This window comes from Ruegeria arenilitoris, assembly GCF_013035425.1.
Classification (GTDB): domain Bacteria; phylum Pseudomonadota; class Alphaproteobacteria; order Rhodobacterales; family Rhodobacteraceae; genus Ruegeria; species Ruegeria arenilitoris_A.
The window spans coordinates 1-24,144 of sequence record NZ_WQHX01000002.1; the positions used below are offsets into that span (position 1 = coordinate 1).

A 24,144-nucleotide genomic window follows, 5' to 3' on the forward strand; every position below is an offset into this window, starting at 1 on the left:
GCTCGCCTTTCTTTCACCGAAGATCCAGGCTGCGATCCGTGATGGCACACAGCCGCCGGAGCTCACATTGAAACGCATTCTGGACCGACCTGTTCCGCTCGATTGGGACCTTCAGGACCGGCTTTACGGGTTTTCCTGATCACGCCTGAACCCCTCGTGCAGATTTCCCTGCAAATTCCCTGCTCGACACCTCAGGGAATTGCACGCTAACCCACTGATTCAGTGGGAAATATCTGCGTCAGAGACAGCTCAAAGAGCGCCAATGGGAGAAAATTCCCTGTAAATTCCCTGCTAGCAGGGAAATTACGGGGCAAAACCGACCCCCGGTATTTGCCGTGCAGAGACGCAGCGGGGAATACGAGAAAATACCGTCTCCGGGTGGCGTCTCCGCGCGTTGGAACACGGCGCAAGCCCCCGGAATAACGGGACAAAATCAGGAACTCACATTAATGTCTCACGATGAATTAGGTGTGTGGCGGAGAGACAGGGATTCGAACCCTGGAGACGGTTTCCCGCCTACACACTTTCCAGGCGTGCGCCTTCGACCACTCGGCCACCTCTCCATGTCGGCGATACTTGGACCATCGAAACGAGATTTGCAAGGCCAGAATAAAGTCGAATTATGCTTCGTCGCCGTCGTCGGATTCCATATCAGTTTGGTTTAGGTCAACAGGCCCGGCTTGCCTTTTAACTGCCGCACTTTTAGCAGGCACCTTGGGTTCTCCAACTGATGTTTCGTGAAGAACTTCGGCATTACGCAACCAAATATCGCGCTGGGCAAATGGGATTTCGATGCCTTCGTCGACGAACCTGCGGTTGATCTCATGGTTCATATCGGATTTGACAGATAGAACCCAGTTCACGTCCCGAAGTATCGCGCGGATTTCGAAATCAAGCGAGTCGGCCCCGAATCCTTGAAAAACTATGTTTGGCGCGGGATTGCCCAGAACCATGGGATGGTTGTTGGCAATTTCACGCAGAATATTCTCAACTTTTTTTGTATCAGTGCCATATGCAACACCCACTGGAACGATTACTCGACCAATTGTGTTACCTCGGGTGTAATTGGTTACGACCCCGCTTATCAGGTCTGAATTCGGAACAATCACGTCGGTCCGGTCGAAGGTTTCAATTCGTGTGGAACGAACGGAAATATCCCGAACGTAACCCATCATTCCGTTTACATCGATCCAATCACCCTTTGAGATAGGACGCTCGACCAATAAAATAATACCCGAGACGAAGTTTGAAACAATGGTCTGCAGTCCAAAACCGATCCCGACCGACAGTGCGCCAGCGACGATTGCAAGCGAAGACAGATCAAACCCAGCCACGATAATCGCAGCGAGTGCGGCAAAGAAAATGCCCACATACCCGGTTCCAGCGACAATGGCGTTCTGGCCGCCGGGATCGATACTCGTCTTCGGTAGAAGCGAATTGCGTAATCCGCTTTGCAACAATCGCGTCAGGGTATACCCGATGGCGAACACAGCGACGAATGTCAGAAAGTTGCTGGGGGAAATTGTGACACCGCCAATGTCAAAGCCCAACTTCAAACGTGACCAGGCCTCGCTTAAATCGGATTGTCGTGCGCCCCAATACAACGCGAGTATCGGCAGTGACAAAATTGCGAGTAAAAAGCCGACTAAAACAGAGAACAACGAATCCTGAGATTTTTCACCCTGACCAGTTATCCAACCGTAGATCGCGGTGATGAACCTCTGAAAAATTACGAGCGCTGCAATCAACACCAAAGTTTTGATGGTTGGAAAAACGATTGCCTCGGCAGCGTTAATAAATCCGGCAGCAGCAAGAACAGGCGTGGTAATTCCAAGCAAAAACAAAGCACGACGGATGAACTCAATCACTTGGCTAAAGCCAGCTGCCCTGCCGGAATAGGCTTCGTTTTCCGCCATTTCTGTCGTCGATTGGCGAACCTGCCGAATTCGAAGCAAAAGCAGAGAGCTCAGAACAATTACTGGGAACCCGACAACAGCCCGCGTCGCATCCGAAATATTTTCGATTTGTTCGAATAAAACAGCCAGCTCATGTAAAATTAACATCGCAGCGAGAAGATCAATGTAAACTCGCAATTCTTTGATTTTAGGGGCTGAAAGGCGCTTAAAGTTGTTGGACTGTCCCATCAAGAACGCTTGACGTCCGATCCAATCGAAGTAGAGGATTATCGCTGCCCAATACGGAATTTTCTCGAAAAGCAAGCTTCCACGCAGTCCAAGTACACCGGTCAGAACAACCGCTTCCACTAAGAAAACAACCCCGATCCACGGAAGAACTATACGCAACAGGGACACTATGAATGTCCATACACCGCTGCCCTTGCCACCAAAGCGCCTGAGATATTCGCCGCCTTTTTCGGACCATCGGCGACCATACAAAAGCAGTACCGCTGCGATAATAACCAAGATTAGAATTTGCGGTCCACGATCCTGCAACTGTTCTTTGAAAACGTCTGACCGAACGTTTTCAACTGTTTCATTGACCAAACTCCGCGCGGCTTCGGTCACGTCAATCCAGGCGGGTCTCCAATGAACCGGGTTAAGCGGCGAAGGCCCGCGCTCTAACAGTTCCTTTTTTTGGCGTTCGCGTATGATTTGGTCGATTTCGTTAATCAGACCGTTTGCTCTACTGTATGCTTCTTCGGAAATAATCCGTGGGACCTTGAGACTATCTAATTGGGTTTCCAGATGGGCCCTCAGCGTGGCGATGTCTTCTGGTTCGGTTGTCCCTTCTTCAGGTTTGGGGCCCAAAGCCTTCAACTGGTTCTCAAGCGTCTGAATGCGATCGGTATTTGCACTGCGGGCGCTGTTAAAGTCTTCCCTGTAACTATTTATTTCTGAACGTAGATTTTCTAGTGAAGCGTTCGATGCTCGGTTGGCCTCGATCACTGCTTCGGCGCGGTCCGCAGTACTTATCCACCCTCTATAATAATCGCTTTGCTTATCCGTTAGCTGGGCGAAAACCGGACCGCCCAGCCCGAACAGGCAAAGCATAACAAAGGCTAGGAACAGGCGAACCTGCTGCTGCATCATACGTCCTCAAACACGCCAGGTATGCTGCGAGGTGCTTCGGTCATCCAATCTGGAACAGGAAGCTCTTTTTCTCGCAAGAAGTCCGGATTGAACAATTTCGATTGATAGCGCGTGCCGTAATCGCAAAGGATGGTCACAATGGTGTGGCCCGGCCCAAGCTCACGTGCCAAACGCACAGCTCCGCCCATGTTTATAGCTGTCGAACCGCCCATAACCAAACCTTCCTCGCGCAGCAAATTGAAGATGTAAGGCAGTGCTTCGTTATCGGTCATCTGATAGGCGTAGTCCGGTTGGAACCCTTCAAGGTTTTTCGTGATCCGAACCTGGCCAATACCCTCGGCGATTGATCCGCCTTCCATCGCTATCTCGCCGGTGGTGTAGTAAGAATAAAGACCTGCACCCATCGGATCGACCAAACCGACCTTGACACCTTTTGGCTGTAGCGCCTCCGCCACCCCAGCAAGCGTGCCGCCAGACCCCACCGCGCAGACGAAGCCATCAACCTTGCCTTCGGTTTGCTCCCAAATTTCTGGTCCGGTGGTTTCAACATGCGCCCGACGGTTGGCAACGTTGTCGAATTGGTTGGCCCAGATCGCACCATTAGGCTCAGTGTGGGCCAATTCCTCTGCCAAGCGACGCGAGTAATGCACAAAGTTGTTGGGATTGCGATATGGCGCTGCTGGCACCTGAACCAGTTGAGCGCCAGCTAGACGCAGCATATCTTTTTTTTCTTCGGACTGAGTTTCTGGAATAACAATAACCGTTTTAAAACCCATCGACGCACCTACCAGGGCAAGTCCGATGCCGGTATTGCCCGCTGTACCCTCGACGATCGTTCCGCCCGGTTTCAATTCCCCCCGCGCAATCGCATCCCGGATAATAAACAGTGCTGCGCGGTCCTTAACCGATTGACCAGGATTCATAAATTCGGCCTTGCCCAGAATTTCGCACCCGGTTTCTTCGCTTATACGGCGCAGACGGATCAGTGGTGTTTTCCCGACCGCGTCGGCAAGGTCTCGTGCAATGCGCATGGCACCCTCTTGTCGTTAGGTTCGCAGAAGATTTACAGGTGCCCTGCCCCAACCACAAGCTGTGATAGCCAAGTACGTTGTCGTTCTGAATGAGGTGCTGGCCAGTGAACCGACATCGGCAAGGGAGAACTCTTGTTTTTCGGCTGTGCATCTGATCCTTGAAACCCGAGAACAGCTCTATTTTTCGACGTCCTTTTAGTCTTCGGCAGTCAGTCCACTACCTACGACGGTACAGACCAATTCCGCCAAAACTACAAATAAATATACGATTTCTACCAAAGCCCCGCATTCCGACTGAGCATCCCCAACAAACTCAAGGGCTGTCAATGCAATAAACGCTTCTTCCATTGCATCGTATCGTAGTGAATGGTCTGACTGGATGCTGCACCTTGTTCGGTCAATCCGGCAAAAGCATCCGAAATCCGCGGCTTGGGATCTTTGACTAGAAATCGGCAAACGGATTTGGTCAATCAGTAGACCCGAATCGCGCACTTGGGTAAAAAAAGAACGGCATCTGCACAGACAAAAAATGGACCGACATGCTTTCGCAAGTTCCAATGTGTCATGACGCTTTTTGTGCAGAAGGTTGGTGCTTTGATAACAGCGGCTTAGATCGGTTATTGACCTAGGGTCGATGGTGCGAAAATATCACTTTTTATTTATTTCAATAGGTTAGGAATCAAAGCTCATTTAATTTAAAAGAAAATTTTTTGGCAAATCGTGTGTTACTTAAATTTTTTACCGCCACAGTTTGCACAGTGCTTGTTTCAAGCCTGTAGCCTACAATACCCGTTTTGAGGACAATCTGGCCCAAATCGTTGCAACTCCGATAGGGTCCACGATCGGCCCATGTTGCGGAACCCGCCTTGGGCGCAATCACTGAAAAAATTCCTCTTGAATCTCGTGATCGGCCTATTCAGCCTTTAAAATTCGTTTCTCAGCACATTTACGTACTGGCAACCCTTTCTAAAACCAGAACATGTGGAAACACGGAAGAAAATGCAATTGTCACACCCAAAAACCTGCTTGCAGGGCTCCGCCAACCTAATTCCACCGACGAGCAGCAATCTCGGTCATTATACCAGATACTACGGCTCCAATTACCAGAGTTAGAATAATTTCGGATGCCCAGAGCTGCTCGGCAAACCCAACCCCAATTTCAAAAATCGCCAATATAGCCTCAAATGGCCCTTCGAAACGGTTACGCATGGCCTGCCTGACCATCTCATACGTACCCTGAACGAATAGCCCCCAGAACACCAACGAAGCAACGCCTGTAAGACCATTATTAACCGCAGCCGTCCAACCACGACCAGCCCGTTTGCCCATGACGGTCCAGCCACACGCGACACCAAGCGCCATATTCACCACGGGGAAATACCCGTAGGATTTACCTTCCTCGCCGTTGGCCATTATCATGGACGAAACCAAAAACCCTATGACCAACAGGCACGTGGCGGCAACAAGGCGTGCAGCGGTAGGCATTTTGCTTGGTCCGTCCATTAACTGGGTTTCGCTATTGTGATCTGTGTCACATCGCAATTACCCGTGTCAAAGGCTGCGCCACATGCGGTCAAATAATAATTCCACATGCGGCGAAAACGCTCATCAAAACCCATTTCTGAGATCTGATCCCATTTGGAATTAAAAGTTTCGTACCACCTTCGCAGGGTCAAATCGTAGCTTTTTCCAAACTCTTTAGATCGGACCAGTTCCAAACCGGCCAGACCAATTTGCTCTTTCAGAATTTTAGGAGCAGGCAGCATCCCACCTGGAAAAATGTATTTCTGAATGAAATCGATCCCGTTTTTATAAACATCCCAACGATGGTCAGCTACCGTGATAATCTGCAATGTGGCTTGAGCGCCAGGTTTCAAGCGCTCGCGTACAGTATCGAAATATACCGGCCAATATCTTTGACCAACGGCCTCGAACATCTCAATCGAAGCAATTCCATCGTATTGCCCACGTTCGTCGCGGTAGTCCTGGAGCTTGAAGCTCACAAGATCTGAAAGCCCTTTTTTATCAATACGTTCTCTGGCGAAATTAAGTTGTTCTTGACTAATAGTCAGGCCTGTGACACGCAATCCACGTTCTTTTGCTGCATACTCGGCAAAACCACCCCAACCACATCCTATCTCCAGAATATGATCCCCGGGCTTGGCACCCATCTCGTCCACAAGACTGGAATATTTCGCAGTCTGCGCATTTTCCAAGCTTTCCTGCCCTGTTTCAAAGATCGCGCTGGAATACGTCATGGTGTCATCCAGCCATAGGCCATAGAAATCATTACCCAAATCGTAATGGTAAGAAATATTCTTTTTCGCCTGCCGTCGATTGTTTCGGTGTAACCAAAATCGCAGTCTTTCATACGCACGGACCAAAAACTTGCCAGTGAAATCGTCATAGACTGTCTCGGTACCCAAGTGCACAAGGTCCATGAAAGCCCGAAGATCAGGAGTGCTCCAATCGCCCTCCAGATAACCATCCGAAAAGCCTAGTTCCCCCTCACGGATCAACCGCGAAAAGACCTCGGGATCGTGGATATCCACTCGGGCCACCGGCCCCGGTTCTGCACCCTCGGCTCGAAACACGCGACCATCTGGCAGCACTATATCAAGCCGCCCGGCCTTCATATGGCCCAGCATTTTGAAGACTTGCGTAAAATATCTTGGCAGGTTCTCCTGCCCATCAGTCGTCGTCAGAAACATCCGCTCTCCCCTTTGCGGTTGCGACGTAAGGCTAGGACGGGATTTCGTTTCTGGCAAGTTTTCAATTCCTTACCGGTGATTTTCTGCTTTCGTACGCGGCAAGCGCCCGTTCACGCCCTTCTTTCAATCCGACGATCGGTTGTGGGTAAGAATCACTAGGCTTAAGCCCCCATGATCGGGGTACTGCGTCGAAATAGGCTAGTGCCGTAGACGTTGGGCTGGTGCTGCCTTCCGCTATCCACTGCTTGAGGTACGTTCCCTTTGGATCAAATCTTTCCCGCTGTGTCTCTGGATTAAAAATTCTGAAGAAGGGCGCCGCATCCGGACCAGACCCGGCAACCCACTGCCACCCCATTGCGTTAGCTGCCGGATCCCAGTCCGTAAGGCATTCAGCGAACCAATCCATTCCGATCTTCCAGTGAACCATCAGATGTTTAGTCAGGTAACTAGCAACAATCATTCTTGCGCGGTTATGCATCCGACCGGTCACGAACATCTGCCTCAAACCGGCATCGACAATCGGAACACCGGTACGTGCCTGTTTCCAGCAAACAGCAGACTTCGCAATTGTGCAGGTTTCCCACGGAAATTGTCCCCAGTCAGGCTTCCAGTTGTCAGTCAGCATGTGCGGAGTGTGGTACATCAGGTGATATGAAAACTCGCGCCAAATCAGTTGCCTCAGAAACGCATCAGTTCCTGACGCACCTAGCCTCGCCGCATTCTGAACCCTATGCCAAATTACGCGAGGGCTAATTTCTCCCAGCGATAAATACTCCGACAAATCAGAGGTTCCGGCTTGGTCCAAGCTGTCGCGTCGACCTGCATAATCACTGATGCGCCGCAAGAACGCGTCTAGCCGATCAAGCGCGGCCGCCTCTCCCGCTTTAACAAAGGAACGAACTACGTCAGCACCACGATTCATTTTGCGATCAAGATGCCAATCACCCAGCCGATCAGATCGGGGCCATTTCGACATGGGCCGCAATGACCTGGGTTCTGGCCGCGGCGTCGCGACGTCGCGACCACTTACCGCGCGCCACATAGGGGTAAACACTCGAAAGGGCTGCCCTGCCTTTGTCGCGACCTCCCAAGGTTCGAATAACAAATGACCAGCAAACGAGCGCGCCTCAATGCCCCGCTCTGCTAATTTTGACTTAATCAGAGTATCCCGGGTAATCGAAGTTGGGTCGTAAGAGCGTGTCCAAAAGACGCTCGTTGCTCCAGTTTCGGCTATCACCGCTTCAAGAGCCTCCAGCGCAGATCCGCGACGGAAAATTAGGCGACTGCCGCGTGATTGTATTGTTTCGGCTAAAACTCCAAGGCCTAAACCCAACCGGAATTTTGGCGCAGCACCCAACTCTTGCACTGGGTCGTCATAGATAAACAACGGAAGAATTGGACGACCCGACGCTGACGCTGCCTCCAATGCAAAATGGTCATGCAGGCGCAGATCGCGCCTGAACCACAATATAATTGGAGAAAGCCCGTTGTTCATTTTCTAACCCGCTTTCCTACTGGTACGAAAACGAGCCGACGCTGGATCACAAAACGCTATCAAGCGCCTCAAGCAACTGATCAATTTCCTGTCGCGAAGTATAGTGCGTGAAACTTAGCCTCAACACACCCTGATCTGGGTCAACACTCATCGCCTGAAGCGGACGAACGGCATAAAAATCCCCTCCGCCAGCCATTATGCCGTGCCCTGCAAGTTCTGCGGCAACCACCTCTGCTTTCCTATTTAGCGCCAAAGCTACGGTTGGCGCGCGCCGCCCGGCATCACTCGGTCCGATCAACCTCACAGCGTTTCTGTTTTTCACTGCATCCAAAACAGGTTGCAGCAGAGAGATTTCGTGTTCGCGCATTAAATCGTGAACGAATGCTCCGCTTCCCGCCGCACTGTCTTTCGGCCCATTGTGATGATCGCAAAGTAAGTCAACATAATCCACCATTCCGGCGCTTGCGGCGATCTGAGCATGATCCGGACCGGCAGGTGTGAAGCGTTTATAAAGTATGTCACCGTTAAAATAATGGGCCTGATTGGGCAACAGATTGCCTAACGCTTGTCTAATAACCATGCAGCCTTGATGAGGGCCATAAGTTTTGTAGGCCGAAAACAAATAGATATCTGGGCCAAGCTCACCCACGTTCGGAAACCCATGCGGTGCATAGGACACTCCATCAACGCAGACGAACGCCCCAGCCGCATGAGCAATCGCGGTAATTTCGGTTACTGGATTGATTTCGCCCACAACGTTGGAACAATGCGGAAAACATACAAGACGCACACGCTCATCGAGTAGATTTTCAAGGTCTCGCGGGTTAAGCGACCCAGTCTCTGGGTCGATTTTCCATTCTCTGACTTCGACACCTTCTTCCGCCAAACGGCGCCATGGACCCGAGTTCGCCTCGTGATCTTGATTGGTGACGATAATAGCGTCACCCGCTTGCATCCATTGCCGGAAAGCTTGCGCCAGCACGTAAGTGTTTTGCGTTGTCGAGGGCCCGAAAGACAATTCATCCGTGTCCACTCCCAACACTGCCGCAAGACGCTGACGAGCTTCATCCATCTCTTCACCGCCCAATCTGCTGGCTTCGTAGGCCGAATAGGGTTGAACTTTGCGCTGCGTGTAAAAGCGAAACAGACGATCAATCACAGGCTTGCAGGTGTACGAACCACCCGCATTCTCAAAAAAAGCCTGCCCGCTGAGACTGGGTTCCGCGAAGGCCGGAAATTGAGTCCGAACGAAGTCAATATCTAAATTGCTCATGCCTCTACTCTCCTCGGATTTGCTTCTTTGACAGACCGTAGTCAAAACAATGTGGAATGAAGGTTGTTCATTTGCGCGGGACTTTTTGCTATAAGATCAGAAGCTTATCCCTGAACCTTGGTGTACGTGCCCTCGCCCGCCAAAATACCTCGGAAGCCGCCAGGCTCATCAAGTCCGAATACGATCAGCGGAAGATTATTGTCTCGCGCCAGCGCTATAGCCGAAGCATCCATTACTCTCAGGCGTTTTGCGAGAACGTCGTCGTAGGTAACAGTTTTTAATCGCACAGCATCCGAGTTCGTCTTAGGATCTTTGTCGTAAACACCGTCAACGCCGTTCTTGCCCATGAAGATCGCTTCGCAGGCCATCTCATTAGCGCGCAGCGTTGCAGCAGTGTCCGTAGTGAAATAAGGGTTTCCGGTGCCTGCCGCAAAGATACAGACCCTGTTTTTCTCTAGGTGTCGCACGGCGCGACGGCGGATATACGGCTCACAGACCTCGTCCATACGAATGGCTGAAATGACGCGGGTAAAAACACCAATGCCTTCCAGTGCAGACTGCATTGCAAGCGCGTTCATTACGGTTGCTAGCATCCCCATATAATCTGCCGTGGTTCTCTCCATCCCTTGCGCTGACCCCGATAGACCACGAAAAATGTTGCCGCCACCGATGACCATGCAAATTTCCACGCCCAGATCGTGAACAGATTTAACTTCTTGCGCAATACGTTGGACTGTCGGGGGGTGCAGTCCAAATCCCTGATCCCCCATCAGCGCTTCGCCTGATATTTTTAGCATCACACGCCTGTACTTTGTGTTTGGGGATTCATCTGTGTCTGTTGGCGGGGAAAGGGTCATATTGCGCTCCGGGCTGGCACGGGTTTATTTTCCGGCGCAAAATGGAGCAAAACTTCCGCAGGTTCAATGCGGATAGTCACGATTAAGGCGGACTTGAATGGCCGATACTACCAAGAACCGGCTGTTGGAACGGCTACCCGACCTTTCGGATGACAAACCTGTCCTAATCGCCGGACCAACCGCATCAGGAAAGTCCGAACTGGCCTTGCAAATTGCGGAATGCTTCGGCGGTGTGATCGTCAACGCGGACGCCAGTCAGGTTTACGATTGCTGGCGCATCATTTCGGCGCGTCCGTCAGAGCAAGACGAAATCAGGGCGCGGCATGCACTGTACGGCCATATCGCGTTTGACCAAGTCTACTCCACTGGCCATTGGCTACGTGAAGTCATTCCTTTGCTTTCACGCAACACGCGCCCGATCATAGTCGGGGGCACCGGCCTGTACTTTTCCGCACTTACCGAAGGGATGGCCGACATTCCCACAACGCCACCGTCTGTAAGGGCTCGAGCGGACGAAATGGAACTCCATGAGTTGATCCATGGTATCGAAACCAAAACCTTGCAAAGGCTAGATGCTAACAATCGCGCCCGCGTTCAGCGCGCTTGGGAGGTACAGGTCGCGACAGGTCGCTCATTGCGCGAATGGCAGGAGGAGACCCCTCCCCCGGCCTTATCACCGGATAACGCGGTTCCGATCGTCTTTGAAACGGACAAGGCTTGGCTGAACGAACGCATCACACGCAGATTTGACCAGATGGTGCAAATGGGTGCGCTGGATGAGGTTGCTGCTATGCGCGGTAAATATGATCCGGCTCTTCCATCTTTCAAAGCCATCGGTGTGCCGGAATTGATGGCACACTTGGACGGTCTATGTTCTTTGGAGGAAGCAACCGAAAAAGCCACTGTCGCTACCCGGCAATTTGCCAAACGCCAGCGGACTTGGTTTCGCGCTCGTATGAAAACTTGGCATCGCTTCGACGTCGCCAATTAGTCAAATTTCAGTACTGAGCAATTCAGGAAAAAGAAGCAATGACAAAACATTATGGCACCTTCTTTGCCGATGATTGGTTCTTGTTCGTTCGATCATTCAATATCCGTTTGTTCACAAATGGTTCAAACCACAGTTCGCCGACTTTCTAAACGAATGTCGTTTTTGTACTCTGGATGACGATTTCGAACATTGACGCGAGTCGAAAACTGGTGCCGAATACCCGCATGGGGATGTACAGTATCCGAAATCAAGAACCCTTCGCTTTACGGACCGGCCCTCAAAGGGTCGCGTAACGCATCGAACAATCAATAAAATACGTGTCACAGGGAGACATTTATGAGTAATCAACTATCCGCTAAGAATAAGGTGCACTGGGCGGCAGAGATGCACGCGCAAGAGTACCGCGATGGCAAACTTAGCCGTCGTGAGTTCATGGCACGCGCCACAGCGCTGGGCGTCGCGGCTCCGGCGGCTTACGGTCTGATCGGACTGAAATCGCCTGCAGCCGCGCAGGAGCCTCAGCGTGGCGGCACTATTCGCTATCAGATGGAAGTGCGCGCACTTAAAGATCCGCGTACTTATGACTGGACACAGATCGCCACGTTTACTGCAGGTTGGCTGGAATACCTGGTCGAGTACAACAACGACGGTTCGTTCAAGCCGATGCTGCTAGAAAGCTGGGAAGCCAACGATGACGCGACCGAATACACTTTGAATGTTCGCAAGGGCGTCAAGTGGAACAACGGAGACGATTTTACTGCAGAAGACGTCGCCAGGAATATCACGGGATGGTGCGACACAGCGCTCGAAGGTAACTCGATGGCGTCGCGTATGGCATCTTTGATTGACGAAGGGACGCAGCAAGCTGCGGACGGCGCAATCACTGTTGTCGACAGCCACACCGTTAAGTTGAAGTGTAACGCGCCTGACATCACCATCATTCCAGGTATGGCCGACTATCCAGCAGCTATCGTTCACAGCAGCCATGATGCCAACAACATGTTGGACAACCCTGTCGGTACAGGCTTCATGATCCCAGAAAGCCACGAAGTCGGCGTAAAGGGAGTATTGGTTCGCAACGAAGGCTTCGAATGGTGGGGCTACGAAGCGGGCAAAGGTGGTTATATCGACCGCATCGAGTTCATTGACTATGGCACTGACCCAGCAGCTTTCCTCGCTGCTTACGAAGCCGAAGAAATCGACATGAACTGGGAGTCCGTTGGCGAATTTGTCGACATCTTCGACGGCATCGGTCTGGTTCGGTCTGAAATCCCATCCGGGTTCACTATTGTTATTCGTCCGAACCAGTTGGCGGAAGACGCAAACGGCAACAAGATTTATGGCGACAAGCGTGTACGTCAGGCTCTTGCCATGGCTGTGGACAACGAAGTGTGTCTGGAACTTGGTATGTCGGGATACGGTATTCCTGCTGAAAACTGTCACGTTGGACCAATGCATCCGGAATATGACTCGGCAGTGACTCGCATCCCTTATGACCCAGCGGGTGCAAAAGCATTGATGGACGAAGCCGGAATGGGCGATTTCGAACATGAAGTGCAGTCAATTGACGATGACTGGCGTCGCAACACGACGGCGGCTGTCGTTGCCCAACTGAACGACGCGGGCATAAAGGCAAAGCATACAGTTCTTCCGGGATCTACCTTCTGGAATGACTGGACCAAGTATCCTTATTCCTCGACCAACTGGAACCATCGGCCGCTTGGCACGCAGGTACTTGCTTTGGCCTACAAATCAGGTGTCGCGTGGAATGAGTCCGGTTTTGCCAATGATGAGTTTGATAAGCTCTTGGCTGAAGCAAACTCCATTGCCGACGTTGACATGCGTCGGGAAGTGATGGCCAAGCTTCAGGCCATCATGATCGATGAGGGCGTGGTCATACAACCGTATTGGCGGACGGCAATGCGCCATCACCGTGACAATATGGTTGGCGTCGAAAAACACATTGCAGACCTTCCGCAGCTGTATAAATTCGGCATCGTTTCCTAAGCTGAAAAAGATAGGCCGCGCCAAACAGGCGCGGCCTTTTCGTCCTGATTGCGGCGAACATAAAAACAGCTAATCGTAAAGCCTTAAGGCATTTACGCAAGCCTACCAACAGGGGCTAACATGGGACTATTTATTCTAAGGCGCGTCGGCATCATGCTGCTGACTGCATTATGCCTAACTTTTTTGGTCTTTTTCCTTACAAACCTCTATCCGAACCTCGAAAAGCTCGCCAAAACGCAGGGCAATTTCAGAATGTCGGATGAGCAGGTCAGCAGTTACCTTGAGAAAAACGGGTACCTTCAGCCGACGCCTATCAAATATGGCGAATGGCTGGGCGTCCTTCCTTCATTCCGTCATACAAATGAAGACGGTACTGTTCAGGGTAGATGCATTCTTCCCGGTCAAGCAGCAGACGAAGCGCCTAAGTTTTGCGGTATACTTCAAGGATATTGGGGATACTCTACTGTTTTCAAAGAAGAGGTGTCGGTCGTTGTTGGCAACAGGTTGGCGTTAACCGGACGATTGATGTTTTGGGTTATGCTGTTGATGGTCCCGTCGGCGCTTATTCTGGGCATTCTTGCTGGTATGAAAGAAGGTTCAGCAACGGACCGCACTCTGTCCACCTTCGCTATTACGACTACGGCTACACCTGAATATGTGTCAGGTGTTATCTTCATTGCGATTTTCACATCATCCGCCGTGGGTTTAAAATGGTTCAAGGGTACGGCAACTCAGGCGATGGAAAATCCGACGTTTGAGAACTTTTTCCTGCCTGTTCTAACAATTGCGCTGTATGGAATGGGCTATATCGCCAGGATGACCCGCGCCTCGATGACCGAGGTCATGACGGCACAGTATATCCGAACAGCGCGGCTTAAGGGTGTATCGTTTCCGAACATTGTAATGAAACACGCACTGCGTAATGCTCTTATCGCGCCTTTCACCGTCATCATGCTGCAGTTCCCATGGCTGCTGAACGGCGTGGTGATCGTCGAGACCCTTTTCAATTACAAAGGGTTTGGTTGGGCGCTGGTTCAGGCGGCGGGGAACAACGACATCCAGCTATTGCTGGCAATTTCGGTCGTGTCTGTCTTTGTGGTGCTGGTTACGCAGCTGATCTCGGATATCGGCTATGTTTACCTCAACCCACGCATCCGTATTTCATAAGGGAGGATAGGACATGGAACCTCTTACCTGGACCGGCTCTATCGCCTTTCTGAACCCGCTGCTGGCCGTCGCTCTTGCTCTGATGGCTCTGTCGATTGTCGTGTGGATCCTGGCAAGCATCATCCTGCCCGAACCACAGATGACCGTGAACCCTGATGGTACTCTGACATCAGGCTCTGGTGTACGGAACCTCATTCAATCGGTGCTGCGTTACAGCTTTTTGGCAAGCGTAGGTCTGGCGGTTGCTTATATCTTGCTGGGCATTCTGTTGGGAACCGGCGCTGGAATTATCGGAGCGATGTCGCAGCAATTTCTACCTGTCTGGCTATCGCTGATTATCCTTTATGCAATGTCTATTGCTTTCAAACGCAAGCTTGGCCTTTACGGTAAACTATTCGACAGCCCCATTGGGATGATTGGATTTGGGCTTGTTATGTTCTGGGTGTTCACCGGTATTTTTGGAGCGCTTGATCTGATCGTCACTCACGATCCATTGGCTCAGATTTCGGGAATGAAAAACAAGGTGCCTGGAACACCGCTACCCGGCTCGGAAGAAGGTGCCTATTCCTGGTACTTGCTCGGCGGCGACAATCTGGCTCGTGATGTTTTCAGTCGCATGGTCAAGGGTGCTTGGATCGTTGTTCAAATTGCGCCTCTGGCGACAATGTTTGCCTTCATGGTAGGGATCACGTTGGGCTTGCCTGCCGGATATTATGGTGGACGTCTTGACACGCTTTTGTCGTTTCTGGCGAACCTGATTTTGGCATTCCCGGTGATCTTGCTATTCTACTTGCTGGTCACTCCCGAGATCGTCGCAACCGGCGTGCCGAACTATATGGCAGCCGTGCTATTCGTCTTTCCGATATTGTTCTTGGGCGTCCTGCTGAATTCGCGTTACTACACCCGCCCAAAATTCCGGACGCCTCTGTTGATCGGGGTTCTTGGTGTCGCGATCTGGCTCTACCTATCGCTAATCTCGACAGGCGGTTACATCATAAATACCGATAGCTACCGTATCTGGGGATTGCCGACCTATCTGGACCTGTTTGACATCCCCGGTGGTATTCTTGTGGTGTTTGTATCGGTTGTCTTTGTAAACTCGCCAACCGTGTTCCGTATTGTGCGCGGCCTGGCACTGGACATCAAAACCCGAGATTACGTTGCTGCAGCTCAAACCAGGGGCGAAGGTCCTTGGTACATCATGCTGTGGGAAATTCTGCCGAATGCGCGCGGTCCGCTGATCGTCGATTTCTGTCTACGTATTGGGTACACCACCATCCTTTTAGGAACCTTGGGTTTCTTCGGTCTTGGCTTGCCACCGGAAAGCCCGGACTGGGGCTCAACGATCAATGAGGGGCGTAAGCTTCTTTCGATTTATTTGCACCCTGCCCTTCCGCCTGCTTTGGCCCTTCTGTCACTGGTTCTTGGCTTGAACCTTTTGGCAGACGGATTGCGAGAAGAAAGTCTGAAGGACTGACGTGATCAAATCCGGGGGCCAGCGCCCCCGGGTGCATGACGTATTTTTAGCAAGATGACGGGAAAACCCCCGACTCTCGCGAGGAGATAGAAGATGAACAAACTGGCGGACTACGACGGCCCAATACTAGAGATTGACAAACTGTCCATTTCATTTTTCACCCGCCTCAGGGAAATTCCCGCAGTAATGGACTTTTCAGTCAGTGTTGAACCCGGCGAGGCTGTTGGGCTGGTCGGTGAATCTGGTTGCGGAAAATCCACTGTCGCGTTGGGCGTGATGCAGGATCTTGGAAAGAACGGTCGCATTGTTGGCGGTTCGATCAAGTTTAAAGGCCGCGATCTGTCCGAGATGACGACAGAAGAACTGCGAGACATTCGCGGCAATGAAATAGCGATGATCTATCAGGAACCGATGGCTTCGCTTAACCCCGCGATGAAAATCGGCAAGCAGTTGATGGAAGTGCCGATGATCCACGAAGGAGTCGGTGCAGAAGAGGCTTATGCGCGGGCCTTGGAAGTGGTCACTGACGTTCGCCTGCCTGACCCCGAGCGTATGCTGAACTCTTTCCCGCATCAGTTGTCCGGCGGACAACAGCAGCGCATCGTGATCGCGATGGCACTTATGTCTAAACCCGCCTTGTTGATCCTCGACGAACCGACGACCGCTTTGGACGTGACAGTCGAAGCGGCAGTAGTAGAACTGGTAAAAGATCTGGGCAAGAAATACGGCACCTCGATGCTTTTCATTTCGCACAACCTTGGCCTGGTGCTGGAAACCTGCGACAGGCTGTGCGTGATGTATTCAGGCGAAGCGGTCGAACGCGGATCAATCCATGACGTTTTCGACGAAATGCAGCACCCCTATACTCAGGCGCTCTTTCGGTCTATCCCTTTGCCCGGCGCTGACAAGAATTCGCGGCCGCTGGTGGCAATTCCCGGCAACTTTCCCTTGCCGCATGAACGTCCGTCAGGATGTAACTTTGGCCCACGCTGTGACTACTTCGAAGAGGGTCGTTGCGATGCGCAGGATGTCTTAATGCAAGCTGTGCCGGGGAATGATCGCCATCACACGCGCTGTTTGAAATTCCAGGAAATCGATTGGAATGCGCCAATCGCAGCGGCGGAACAAAAAGAAAAAGGTGCCATCGGTCGTACGGTACTTAAGATGGACAACCTCAAGAAATATTACGAGGTTGCGGCAAACGCCTTGTTCGGCGGCGGTGAAAAGAAAGTAGTCAAAGCCAATGAAACGTTAAGTTTCGAGGCGCACGAATCAGAAACTCTGGCAATTGTAGGTGAGTCAGGATGTGGCAAATCAACCTTTGCTAAGGTCCTGATGGGGCTTGAGACAGCTACCGACGGACAAATTTTGCTGGATAATCGCAATATCGAAGACGTGCCCATCGAAGAACGGGACGCCAAAACCGTGGGCGAGGTTCAGATGGTTTTCCAGAACCCGTTCGACACATTAAATCCCTCGATGACAGTTGGACGTCAGATTATTCGAGCACTGGAAATCTTTGGTGTTGGAAATTCGGAAGCCGAGCGCAAAAAACGCATGCTGGAGCTGCTGGACCTTGTTAAGCTGCCACGTGCCTTTGCGGATCGGATGCCGAGACAGTTGTCAGGTGGTCAAAAGCAACGTGTTGGCATCGCGCGTGCCTTTGCGGGCGACGCCCGTATTGTGGTCGCTGACGAGCCGGTTTCAGCCTTGGACGTTTCGGTGCAGGCTGCGGTCACGGATTTGTTGATGGAAATCCAGCGTGAACAAAAAACCACGCTATTGTTCATTAGCCATGACCTTTCCATTGTTCGCTACCTGAGTGACAGGGTCATGGTTATGTATCTGGGTCACGTGGTCGAGCTGGGCACCACCGATCAAGTGTTCAGCCCCCCTTATCACCCCTACACCGAGGCCCTTCTGAGTGCGGTTCCTATTGCGGATACTTCAGTAGAAAAACAACACATCGTTTTAGAGGGCGATATCCCGTCGGCTATGAACCCCCCACCCGGCTGTCCGTTCCAAACCCGGTGCCGTTGGAAATCCGAAGTTCCGGACGGTCGTTGTGAATCCCATGTACCCCCAGTGCAAACCCTCGCTGACGGCCATCAGGTCAAATGCCATCTGGCCGAGGACATTCTGGCGCGTATGGAACCCGTCATCAAAATTGCGGCCGAATAGCGTATTTTTTGACGCAGAAAAGGGCTGGTTGATCAAACCAGCCCACAATGCGCCTTGGGTTTGCAATTTGGTCAATCCAAACGTTGTTTGGAATTTTAACCGCCCCAGATGACTTTCACGTAATTCTGGGTTTCGGCATATGGTGGGATGCCATCATACTGCTCAACCGCCTTAGGTCCGGCATTGTAAGCAGCCAGCGCCAATCGCCAAGACTTAAACTTGCGATATTGCCAAGACAGATATCGAGCGCCACCTTCGAGATTTTGGATCGGATCGTACGGGTCAACGCCAAGCAATCGTGCGGTCTGGGGCATCAACTGAGCCAACCCAAGTGCGCCTTTATGGGACACCGCACCCGGATTCCATCCGCTTTCTTGTTGCACAAGGCGTAGAAACAGCTCCTCTGGCACGTCATGTTTGCGCGCAGCCTTTCGCGCATGATTCAGAAACTGACCCCGGTAACTTCCGGTGTACCGCTTGGAGAAGCCGGATGTTTCGGACTTTGGCTTCAGGCGTTCGGAATCGCGATACTGCGTCGCAGCGCGATTATCTAACACTCTGGCTTGCTTTAGAAAAATCGCCTTGCGATTCTTGGTAGATAGCACCTGCGAATGCACCGGAACGGACGTCAGGCACAGACATAAAGCCGCAAAACCACTCACCAGAACACGCATTAAAGGCAATCCCGTTCGCATATCAACCAGACCAATTATAAGTATCAGACCCCAAAATGAAAGCTTGGTTAACGCAGTCCTAAAATTTTTGCAGCGAAAGTTGCATGATCATCGATGTTTTAACCCTGGCACAGGCCGTATAGGGTCGATTCCAGAATTGGGCGCCAGATTCGGGTGTCCACCAGTCAGAAAAGAACGAGGTTTAAATGGCGGGTTCAGTCAACAAGGTCATTCTGGTCGGCAATTTGGGCCGCGATCCTGAGGTGCGGACTTTCCAGAACGGCGGTAAAGTCTGCAACCTGCGGATCGCGACATCGGAAACTTGGAAAGACCGCAATACCGGGGAACGCCGAGAACGTACGGAATGGCACTCGGTCGCGATCTTCAACGAAGGTCTTGTCAGGGTCGCTGAGCAATACCTGCGCAAGGGCTCGAAAGTTTATCTGGAAGGGCAACTGCAAACCCGCAAATGGCAGGACCAGTCCGGGCAGGACCGCTACTCGACCGAAGTCGTCCTGCAGGGCTTTGGTTCAACGCTCGTAATGCTGGATGCACGCGGTGAAGGCGGCGGAGGCGGGTTCGGCGGCGGTCAAGCCGGTGGTGGCTATGGCGACCCATATGGCGGATCGTCTAACGCACCTGCACCTGCATCGGGCGGGATCGACGACGACGAGATTCCGTTCTAAGAAAAGCGGAGATAGAAATGGCATGGTCCTTCCCTCTTGGGCGATTATTCGGCTCAGAGCTTAGGGTGCATGCCACCTTTTTCCTGCTTCTTGCGTGGATCGGGTTCGCTGCTTACTCCGAAGGCGGATGGCCGGCGGCGATAAACAATCTCATATTTGTTGTGGCCCTGTTTGCCTGCGTTGTCGCTCACGAATTTGGCCATGCGCTAATGGCACGTCGGTATGGCATCCGTACACCAGACATTACCTTGTTGCCGATTGGCGGGTTGGCCCGGCTGGAGCGGATGCCTGAAAATCCTATCCAAGAAGTCTGGGTCGCTTTAGCCGGACCTGCCGTAAATGTTGTCATATGGGCAATTCTTATGGTGTTAGGCTCGGGTACGCAGGTCGATACACTTGCACAGTTGGATTCAGGCCACGGGAATTTGTTGGGACGCCTTGCGTTCGTGAACCTGCTTTTGGCCGCATTTAACATGATCCCGGCATTTCCAATGGACGGTGGACGTGTGTTTAGGGCGCTGTTGTGCCTGAAAATGGACCGCGTCAAAGCCACACACATAGCGGCTGTTAGTGGCCAGATGGTTGCTGTTGGCCTCGGGTTTCTCGGATTGACCACAGGTAATCCAATTCTCGTCTTGATTGCAGTATTCGTTTTCATTGCAGCAAATGCTGAAAGTCAGGATGTAGCGTTGCGCGCCGTAACCCGCAAAGTATTGGCACGTGACGCAATGATCACCGAATTCCAATCGCTATCACCAAATGACACTCTGAATATGGCGGCGCAGGCAGTCATTCATACGACACAGCCCGAGTTTCCCGTTTTAGATGGACACGGCCGTCTTCTTGGGTTCCTCACGCGCAATCGCCTTTTGAGCGCTCTTGCCAGCGAACATCCAAGATCCGATCCGATCACCTCGATCATGGATGTCGATATCCCGCAAGTCGCTTTGACCAGTGGGCTAAACGATGTTCTTGACGGCTTGCACATGGGCGCTCCAGCAATTGCAGTCAAAACCAAAGCTGGAAAGATCGTCGGCTACATCACGCGCGAAAACATCGGTGAGCTGATGGTGATAAGCGGACGTTGATCAATTCGATCTGCGATTGGCCAACGCGTCTTGAAGAACCGAAGCGACTGCTTCTTGCGGAACATCCGATGTCACGAAAGCTTCCCCGATACCGCGGGCCAGAATGAACCTTAACTGGCCGTCTACTACTTTTTTATCTTGTGCCATTAGGGCGACCAAAGCCGCCGCATCGGGCAAATCACCAGGTATGTCTGCCAAATCCGTTTTCATTCCCATCGCACGCAGATGCGCGCGCACTCGGCTTGGGTCTTCTTGTGCGCAAAGTCCCAACCGCGCAGATAACTCAAACGCCAAAGCACATCCGATTGCCACGCCTTCACCATGCAGCAAACGGTCAGAATAGCCGGTTGCCGCCTCAAGAGCATGACAAAAAGTATGGCCAAGATTCAGTAAGGCGCGATCCCCTTGCTCGGTTTCGTCTCGCGCGACAATATCGGCCTTCATCTGTACCGAACGGGTAACAGCCTGCACCCGCGCCAACATATCGCCCGATGACAAAGCCGGACCATTCGCCTCAAGCCACTCAAAAAAAACCTCGTCGCCCAACAATCCGTATTTAACTACCTCCCCGTAGCCAGCCAAAAAGTCTCGGGCGTTAAGAGTGCTGAGAACTGAAGTGTCCGCAAGTACCAGAGACGGTTGATGGAAAGCTCCGATCAGGTTTTTACCCTGCGGCGCATTGATCCCGGTCTTGCCCCCGACCGAGCTATCAACTTGCGCCAGTAACGAAGTAGGGATTTGCACAAAACGAACACCACGGCGAAGAACCGAGGCCGCAAAACCTGCCAAATCGCCAATCACACCACCGCCAAGTGCCACAACCACATCACGCCGCTCGACCTTTTCTGACAACAACCATTCAACGGCACGTTCAAATTGTGGCCAACTCTTAGTGGCCTCCCCCGCAGGTAAAGCAAGCGACGTCATTTCAATTCCAGCTGAACCCAACCCATCCCGCAGAGCTTCCAAATGCAATGCTGCAACTGTCTCGTCGGTTATAACGGCAACGCGAGGGCGCGGTAATAGTGGGGCAATACGCACGCCGGCCTGCGGCAACAGATCTGGTCCGATTTCCACGTCATATGAGCGCTCGCCCAGCTCTACATGTACTGATTGATGCATTTACTTTAGTTCCAAAACATCCGGGCGCGTCACCAACGCTTCCAATACCCGATCGACCATGTCATCGATTGCGGTTTCACCGTCGGATTCCGCCACCAAATCGGCCTGCGAATAAACCGGAATCCGGTCTTCATACAGCGCGCGCAAGGTCGCATGTGGATCTGAGGTGCGCAAAAGTGGACGCGTATCCTTGTGGCGTACCCGGTTCCATAACACACTGAGATCGGCTCGCAGCCAGATCGAAACACCTCTGTCTGAGATCATCTTGCGGTTTCTTTCCGATAGAAAGGCGCCGCCGCCAGTTGAAAGAATACATTTTTCTTCATCCAGCAGCCGGCTTATGACTTGGCTTTCCTTTTCACGAAAGAACGCCTCTCCATCTCGTGCGAAAATTTCTGGAATGGTCATATTAGCGGCCGATTCGATCTCGGCATCGCTGTCCAAAAAGGGGACACCCAGACGCATGGCCAGCGATCGACCTACTGCTGTTTTACCTGCGCCCATCATACCGACCAAAACAACCGTTTTGCGCAGGTCAAAACGCTGCGGCGGCTTATCCAAAGGTGCATTTTGCTGTAATTCGCTCATTTCATCTTGAATGACGTGATCTTGGAGAAAATGCCAGTTATAACTTGGACAAAATGAAAAAATGAGGCAGCGTTTACCATGGGCCGCATAATAAAGTTCTTCCTGTACCTAATTTGCCTGTGTTTCATCGGGTTGGTGGGCTACGCGTACCTAGGTCCGTTTTTTGGCGCGGACTTTTCGGCACCTCAAAGTGAAATTCGCGAGCCGGTCAACTTGAATGCCGATTAGGACTGCCCTTTTAGCAATGTCTCTGGCGGGGGCAGCGCAAGCTCAGAGTGAAAAACCGCTGTCGGTGATCGACTGGTTGACTAATCCGCCGGAAAACTTGCCGGTTACCGTTCTGCTTGAGCCTCCCGTGACCGAGACAGGATTGCAGCCTGACGTTCAAGTGACTCCACTCGAATCTTTGTCGCCACCTCTGGGGCTAGTTTCTTCTTCTGTCACGGGACTGCCTGTAACCATGTGGCAAGGCAGCGATCCCAATCGATTGGATGAATTGATCCGGCGTGTACCTGTCAAGTCTATCCCAGCCATGCAAAGGCTCCTGTTTACGCTGCTATTATCCGAAGCCCGCCCACCCTCTGGGCCCGATACGCAAGATCAACTTTTAATGTCCCGACTGAACCGTTTGATGCAGCTTGGAGCTGCCGATCCGGTTCAATCGCTCGTTCAGTTGGCGGGTCCAACCGATACGCAATCGCGGTTTCAGAAATGGTTTGACGCAACACTTCTGACCGGGGACGAAGACAGAAGCTGCAGTGCCCTAATCGCACAGCCCAGTCTGTCGCGAGATTACTCCGCGCAAATTTTTTGCAAGGCACGAAGGGGTGACTGGGCATCGGCAGCCCTGACGCTTGAGGCTGCTCACGCATTAGAAATTTTGCCGCCAGAGGAGCTGGCTCTTTTGGATCGTTTTCTCAGTCCCGAACTGTTTGAGGGAGCAGATTACCTTCCGGAACCCGAAAGCCCGGATCCGCTGACCTTCCGGTTGTTTGAGGCGATTGGAGAGCGTCTGCCAACCGCATCTTTGCCGCGCGCCTTTGCAAATGCAGATTTGCGCGATGTTGCGGGGTGGAAAGCTCAGATTGAAGCGGCGGAACGCCTGACCCGAATTGGGGCACTGACACCCAATCAATTGCTTGGGTTGTACACCGAAAGATCTCCGGCGGCATCAGGCGCCGTCTGGGACAGGGTATATGCTGTTCAGAAGTTTGAGTCGGCCCTTCAATCGACCGACCGGCAGGAAATAGCGAAGCGCCTCACTATTGTTTGGCAGCAGATGCAAAATATTGGACTCGAAGTGCCTTTTGCTGAACTGTTCGCTGAAAGACTGGCAAACTTGCCATTGTCGGACCCGGAAGCAGAAAATTTACGGTGGCGCGTTTTGTTGCTGTCCGAAATTTACGAAGATGTGGCTCGCACAGTGCCGGAAGGACCAACCGAGAACAAGTTTCTGGCAGCGTTGGCACTTGGAGACCCAAGTGGTGCTCAGTCCCCTTCACCGCTAGCGGACGCAATCTCTGAAGGTTTTGTGTGGTCAGCGCCTATCCCTTCCGAAATCGAAGCTCTGTTGGACGACGGCCAATTAGGTGAAGCAATTTTGGAATCTATGACATTATTTGGTCATGGTGCCCGCGGAAACTTGGTCGATTTGACTGCTGCAATCGCCGCATTTCGCCGAGTGGGGCTTGAAAACACGGCAAGACGCGCGGCTTTACAATTGATGATCTTAGGCGGAGCCTGACC

The 24,144-nt window shown here is 52.0% G+C and carries 20 protein-coding genes and 1 tRNA gene; 9 read left to right on the top strand and 12 right to left on the bottom strand.

Annotation, left to right across the window (positions count from 1 at the left end):
* Positions 1 to 473 precede the first annotated feature (473 nt).
* The 9 genes from GOV45_RS05640 to pyrH all read right to left on the bottom strand — a co-directional run bounded on the left by GOV45_RS05640 (position 474) and on the right by pyrH (position 10,417).
* Positions 474 to 563 (bottom strand) — tRNA-Ser (locus GOV45_RS05640).
* A gap of 57 nt (positions 564 to 620) precedes the next feature.
* The gene (locus GOV45_RS05645; RefSeq protein ID WP_170475413.1) at positions 621 to 3,047 is read right to left on the bottom strand and encodes a DUF3772 domain-containing protein; all 2,427 of its coding nucleotides are present in this window, start codon (positions 3,045 to 3,047) and stop codon (positions 621 to 623) included.
* Positions 3,047 to 4,081: a cysteine synthase A gene (locus tag GOV45_RS05650; protein ID WP_170475414.1), complete on the bottom strand. Its 1,035-nt coding sequence runs from the start codon at positions 4,079 to 4,081 to the stop codon at positions 3,047 to 3,049. Before GOV45_RS05650 ends, GOV45_RS05645 begins: the two co-directional genes overlap by 1 nt.
* Positions 4,082 to 4,276: 195 nt before the next feature.
* The gene (locus tag GOV45_RS05655) at positions 4,277 to 4,429 is read right to left on the bottom strand and encodes a hypothetical protein (protein WP_170475416.1); all 153 of its coding nucleotides are present in this window, start codon (positions 4,427 to 4,429) and stop codon (positions 4,277 to 4,279) included.
* Positions 4,430 to 5,125: 696 nt separating this feature from the next.
* The gene (locus GOV45_RS05660; RefSeq protein ID WP_170475418.1) at positions 5,126 to 5,566 is read right to left on the bottom strand and encodes a TrgA family protein; all 441 of its coding nucleotides are present in this window, start codon (positions 5,564 to 5,566) and stop codon (positions 5,126 to 5,128) included.
* Positions 5,567 to 5,583: 17 nt separating this feature from the next.
* On the bottom strand, positions 5,584 to 6,792 hold the full coding sequence (locus GOV45_RS05665; RefSeq protein ID WP_170475420.1) for an SAM-dependent methyltransferase: 1,209 nt from the start codon (positions 6,790 to 6,792) through the stop codon (positions 5,584 to 5,586).
* A gap of 61 nt (positions 6,793 to 6,853) precedes the next feature.
* Positions 6,854 to 8,287 (bottom strand): cryptochrome/photolyase family protein, encoded by a 1,434-nt coding sequence (locus GOV45_RS05670; RefSeq protein ID WP_170475422.1) that lies wholly within the window; start codon positions 8,285 to 8,287, stop codon positions 6,854 to 6,856.
* Positions 8,288 to 8,333: 46 nt separating this feature from the next.
* A complete protein-coding gene (locus GOV45_RS05675) occupies positions 8,334 to 9,560 on the bottom strand; it encodes an aminotransferase class V-fold PLP-dependent enzyme (RefSeq protein ID WP_170475424.1) in 1,227 nt (408 codons plus the stop codon).
* 104 nt (positions 9,561 to 9,664) lie between these two features.
* On the bottom strand, positions 9,665 to 10,417 hold the full coding sequence (gene pyrH / locus GOV45_RS05680) for a UMP kinase (protein ID WP_170475426.1): 753 nt from the start codon (positions 10,415 to 10,417) through the stop codon (positions 9,665 to 9,667).
* 97 nt (positions 10,418 to 10,514) lie between these two features.
* On the opposite strand from pyrH, the gene miaA reads away from it, so the two are divergent.
* From miaA to GOV45_RS05705, 5 genes are all read left to right on the top strand, one after another.
* On the top strand, positions 10,515 to 11,408 hold the full coding sequence (gene miaA / locus GOV45_RS05685; RefSeq protein WP_170475427.1) for a tRNA (adenosine(37)-N6)-dimethylallyltransferase MiaA: 894 nt from the start codon (positions 10,515 to 10,517) through the stop codon (positions 11,406 to 11,408).
* A gap of 336 nt (positions 11,409 to 11,744) precedes the next feature.
* A complete protein-coding gene (locus GOV45_RS05690; RefSeq protein WP_170475429.1) occupies positions 11,745 to 13,415 on the top strand; it encodes an ABC transporter substrate-binding protein in 1,671 nt (556 codons plus the stop codon).
* Between the two features lie 120 nt (positions 13,416 to 13,535).
* On the top strand, positions 13,536 to 14,582 hold the full coding sequence (locus tag GOV45_RS05695) for an ABC transporter permease (RefSeq protein WP_170475431.1): 1,047 nt from the start codon (positions 13,536 to 13,538) through the stop codon (positions 14,580 to 14,582).
* A 13-nt stretch (positions 14,583 to 14,595) separates the two neighbouring features.
* Positions 14,596 to 16,059, top strand: a complete 1,464-nt coding sequence (locus GOV45_RS05700) for an ABC transporter permease (protein ID WP_170475433.1) — start codon at positions 14,596 to 14,598, stop codon at positions 16,057 to 16,059.
* Positions 16,060 to 16,152: 93 nt separating this feature from the next.
* Positions 16,153 to 18,240 (top strand): dipeptide ABC transporter ATP-binding protein, encoded by a 2,088-nt coding sequence (locus tag GOV45_RS05705; protein WP_170475435.1) that lies wholly within the window; start codon positions 16,153 to 16,155, stop codon positions 18,238 to 18,240.
* Positions 18,241 to 18,335: 95 nt separating this feature from the next.
* On the opposite strand, the gene GOV45_RS05710 is transcribed toward GOV45_RS05705, so the two are convergent.
* Entirely contained in the window at positions 18,336 to 18,914 is a 579-nt protein-coding gene (locus tag GOV45_RS05710; RefSeq protein WP_170475437.1) for a lytic transglycosylase domain-containing protein, read from the bottom strand.
* Between the two features lie 206 nt (positions 18,915 to 19,120).
* Here GOV45_RS05710 and ssb point away from each other — a divergent pair, with 206 nt between their 5' ends.
* Together ssb and GOV45_RS05720 are read left to right on the top strand one after the other, a co-directional pair.
* Positions 19,121 to 19,600 (top strand): single-stranded DNA-binding protein, encoded by a 480-nt coding sequence (ssb, locus tag GOV45_RS05715; RefSeq protein ID WP_170475439.1) that lies wholly within the window; start codon positions 19,121 to 19,123, stop codon positions 19,598 to 19,600.
* 17 nt (positions 19,601 to 19,617) lie between these two features.
* Positions 19,618 to 20,688, top strand: a complete 1,071-nt coding sequence (locus GOV45_RS05720) for a site-2 protease family protein (RefSeq protein ID WP_170475440.1) — start codon at positions 19,618 to 19,620, stop codon at positions 20,686 to 20,688.
* Here the strand turns inward: GOV45_RS05720 and aroB are convergent, their stop codons facing one another.
* Both aroB and GOV45_RS05730 read right to left on the bottom strand, forming a co-directional pair.
* Positions 20,689 to 21,810: a 3-dehydroquinate synthase gene (gene aroB / locus GOV45_RS05725; protein WP_170475442.1), complete on the bottom strand. Its 1,122-nt coding sequence runs from the start codon at positions 21,808 to 21,810 to the stop codon at positions 20,689 to 20,691.
* Positions 21,811 to 22,398: a shikimate kinase gene (locus GOV45_RS05730; protein ID WP_170475444.1), complete on the bottom strand. Its 588-nt coding sequence runs from the start codon at positions 22,396 to 22,398 to the stop codon at positions 21,811 to 21,813. It lies immediately after the preceding gene.
* 78 nt (positions 22,399 to 22,476) lie between these two features.
* Between GOV45_RS05730 and GOV45_RS05735 the strand changes: the two genes are divergently transcribed.
* On the top strand, positions 22,477 to 22,626 hold the full coding sequence (locus GOV45_RS05735) for a hypothetical protein (RefSeq protein ID WP_170475446.1): 150 nt from the start codon (positions 22,477 to 22,479) through the stop codon (positions 22,624 to 22,626).
* Positions 22,616 to 24,142 (top strand): hypothetical protein, encoded by a 1,527-nt coding sequence (locus GOV45_RS05740; RefSeq protein ID WP_170475448.1) that lies wholly within the window; start codon positions 22,616 to 22,618, stop codon positions 24,140 to 24,142. The genes GOV45_RS05735 and GOV45_RS05740 overlap by 11 nt, the downstream gene beginning before the upstream one ends.
* The last annotated feature ends 2 nt before the right edge of the window (positions 24,143 to 24,144 follow it).

Coding starts and splice junctions, on each gene's coding strand:
- GOV45_RS05670 (WP_170475422.1), bottom strand. CDS start 8,287: ATGAACAACGGGCTTTCTCCAATTATATTGTGGTTCAGGCGCGATCTG.
- pyrH (WP_170475426.1), bottom strand. CDS start 10,417: ATGACCCTTTCCCCGCCAACAGACACAGATGAATCCCCAAACACAAAG.
- GOV45_RS05705 (WP_170475435.1), top strand. CDS start 16,153: ATGAACAAACTGGCGGACTACGACGGCCCAATACTAGAGATTGACAAA.
- GOV45_RS05655 (WP_170475416.1), bottom strand. CDS start 4,429: ATGGAAGAAGCGTTTATTGCATTGACAGCCCTTGAGTTTGTTGGGGAT.
- GOV45_RS05720 (WP_170475440.1), top strand. CDS start 19,618: ATGGCATGGTCCTTCCCTCTTGGGCGATTATTCGGCTCAGAGCTTAGG.
- GOV45_RS05645 (WP_170475413.1), bottom strand. CDS start 3,047: ATGCAGCAGCAGGTTCGCCTGTTCCTAGCCTTTGTTATGCTTTGCCTG.
- ssb (WP_170475439.1), top strand. CDS start 19,121: ATGGCGGGTTCAGTCAACAAGGTCATTCTGGTCGGCAATTTGGGCCGC.
- GOV45_RS05700 (WP_170475433.1), top strand. CDS start 14,596: ATGGAACCTCTTACCTGGACCGGCTCTATCGCCTTTCTGAACCCGCTG.
- GOV45_RS05665 (WP_170475420.1), bottom strand. CDS start 6,792: ATGTTTCTGACGACGACTGATGGGCAGGAGAACCTGCCAAGATATTTT.
- GOV45_RS05730 (WP_170475444.1), bottom strand. CDS start 22,398: ATGAGCGAATTACAGCAAAATGCACCTTTGGATAAGCCGCCGCAGCGT.
- miaA (WP_170475427.1), top strand. CDS start 10,515: ATGGCCGATACTACCAAGAACCGGCTGTTGGAACGGCTACCCGACCTT.
- GOV45_RS05735 (WP_170475446.1), top strand. CDS start 22,477: ATGGGCCGCATAATAAAGTTCTTCCTGTACCTAATTTGCCTGTGTTTC.
- GOV45_RS05660 (WP_170475418.1), bottom strand. CDS start 5,566: ATGCCTACCGCTGCACGCCTTGTTGCCGCCACGTGCCTGTTGGTCATA.
- GOV45_RS05740 (WP_170475448.1), top strand. CDS start 22,616: ATGCCGATTAGGACTGCCCTTTTAGCAATGTCTCTGGCGGGGGCAGCG.
- GOV45_RS05710 (WP_170475437.1), bottom strand. CDS start 18,914: ATGCGTGTTCTGGTGAGTGGTTTTGCGGCTTTATGTCTGTGCCTGACG.
- aroB (WP_170475442.1), bottom strand. CDS start 21,810: ATGCATCAATCAGTACATGTAGAGCTGGGCGAGCGCTCATATGACGTG.
- GOV45_RS05690 (WP_170475429.1), top strand. CDS start 11,745: ATGAGTAATCAACTATCCGCTAAGAATAAGGTGCACTGGGCGGCAGAG.
- GOV45_RS05650 (WP_170475414.1), bottom strand. CDS start 4,081: ATGCGCATTGCACGAGACCTTGCCGACGCGGTCGGGAAAACACCACTG.
- GOV45_RS05675 (WP_170475424.1), bottom strand. CDS start 9,560: ATGAGCAATTTAGATATTGACTTCGTTCGGACTCAATTTCCGGCCTTC.
- GOV45_RS05695 (WP_170475431.1), top strand. CDS start 13,536: ATGGGACTATTTATTCTAAGGCGCGTCGGCATCATGCTGCTGACTGCA.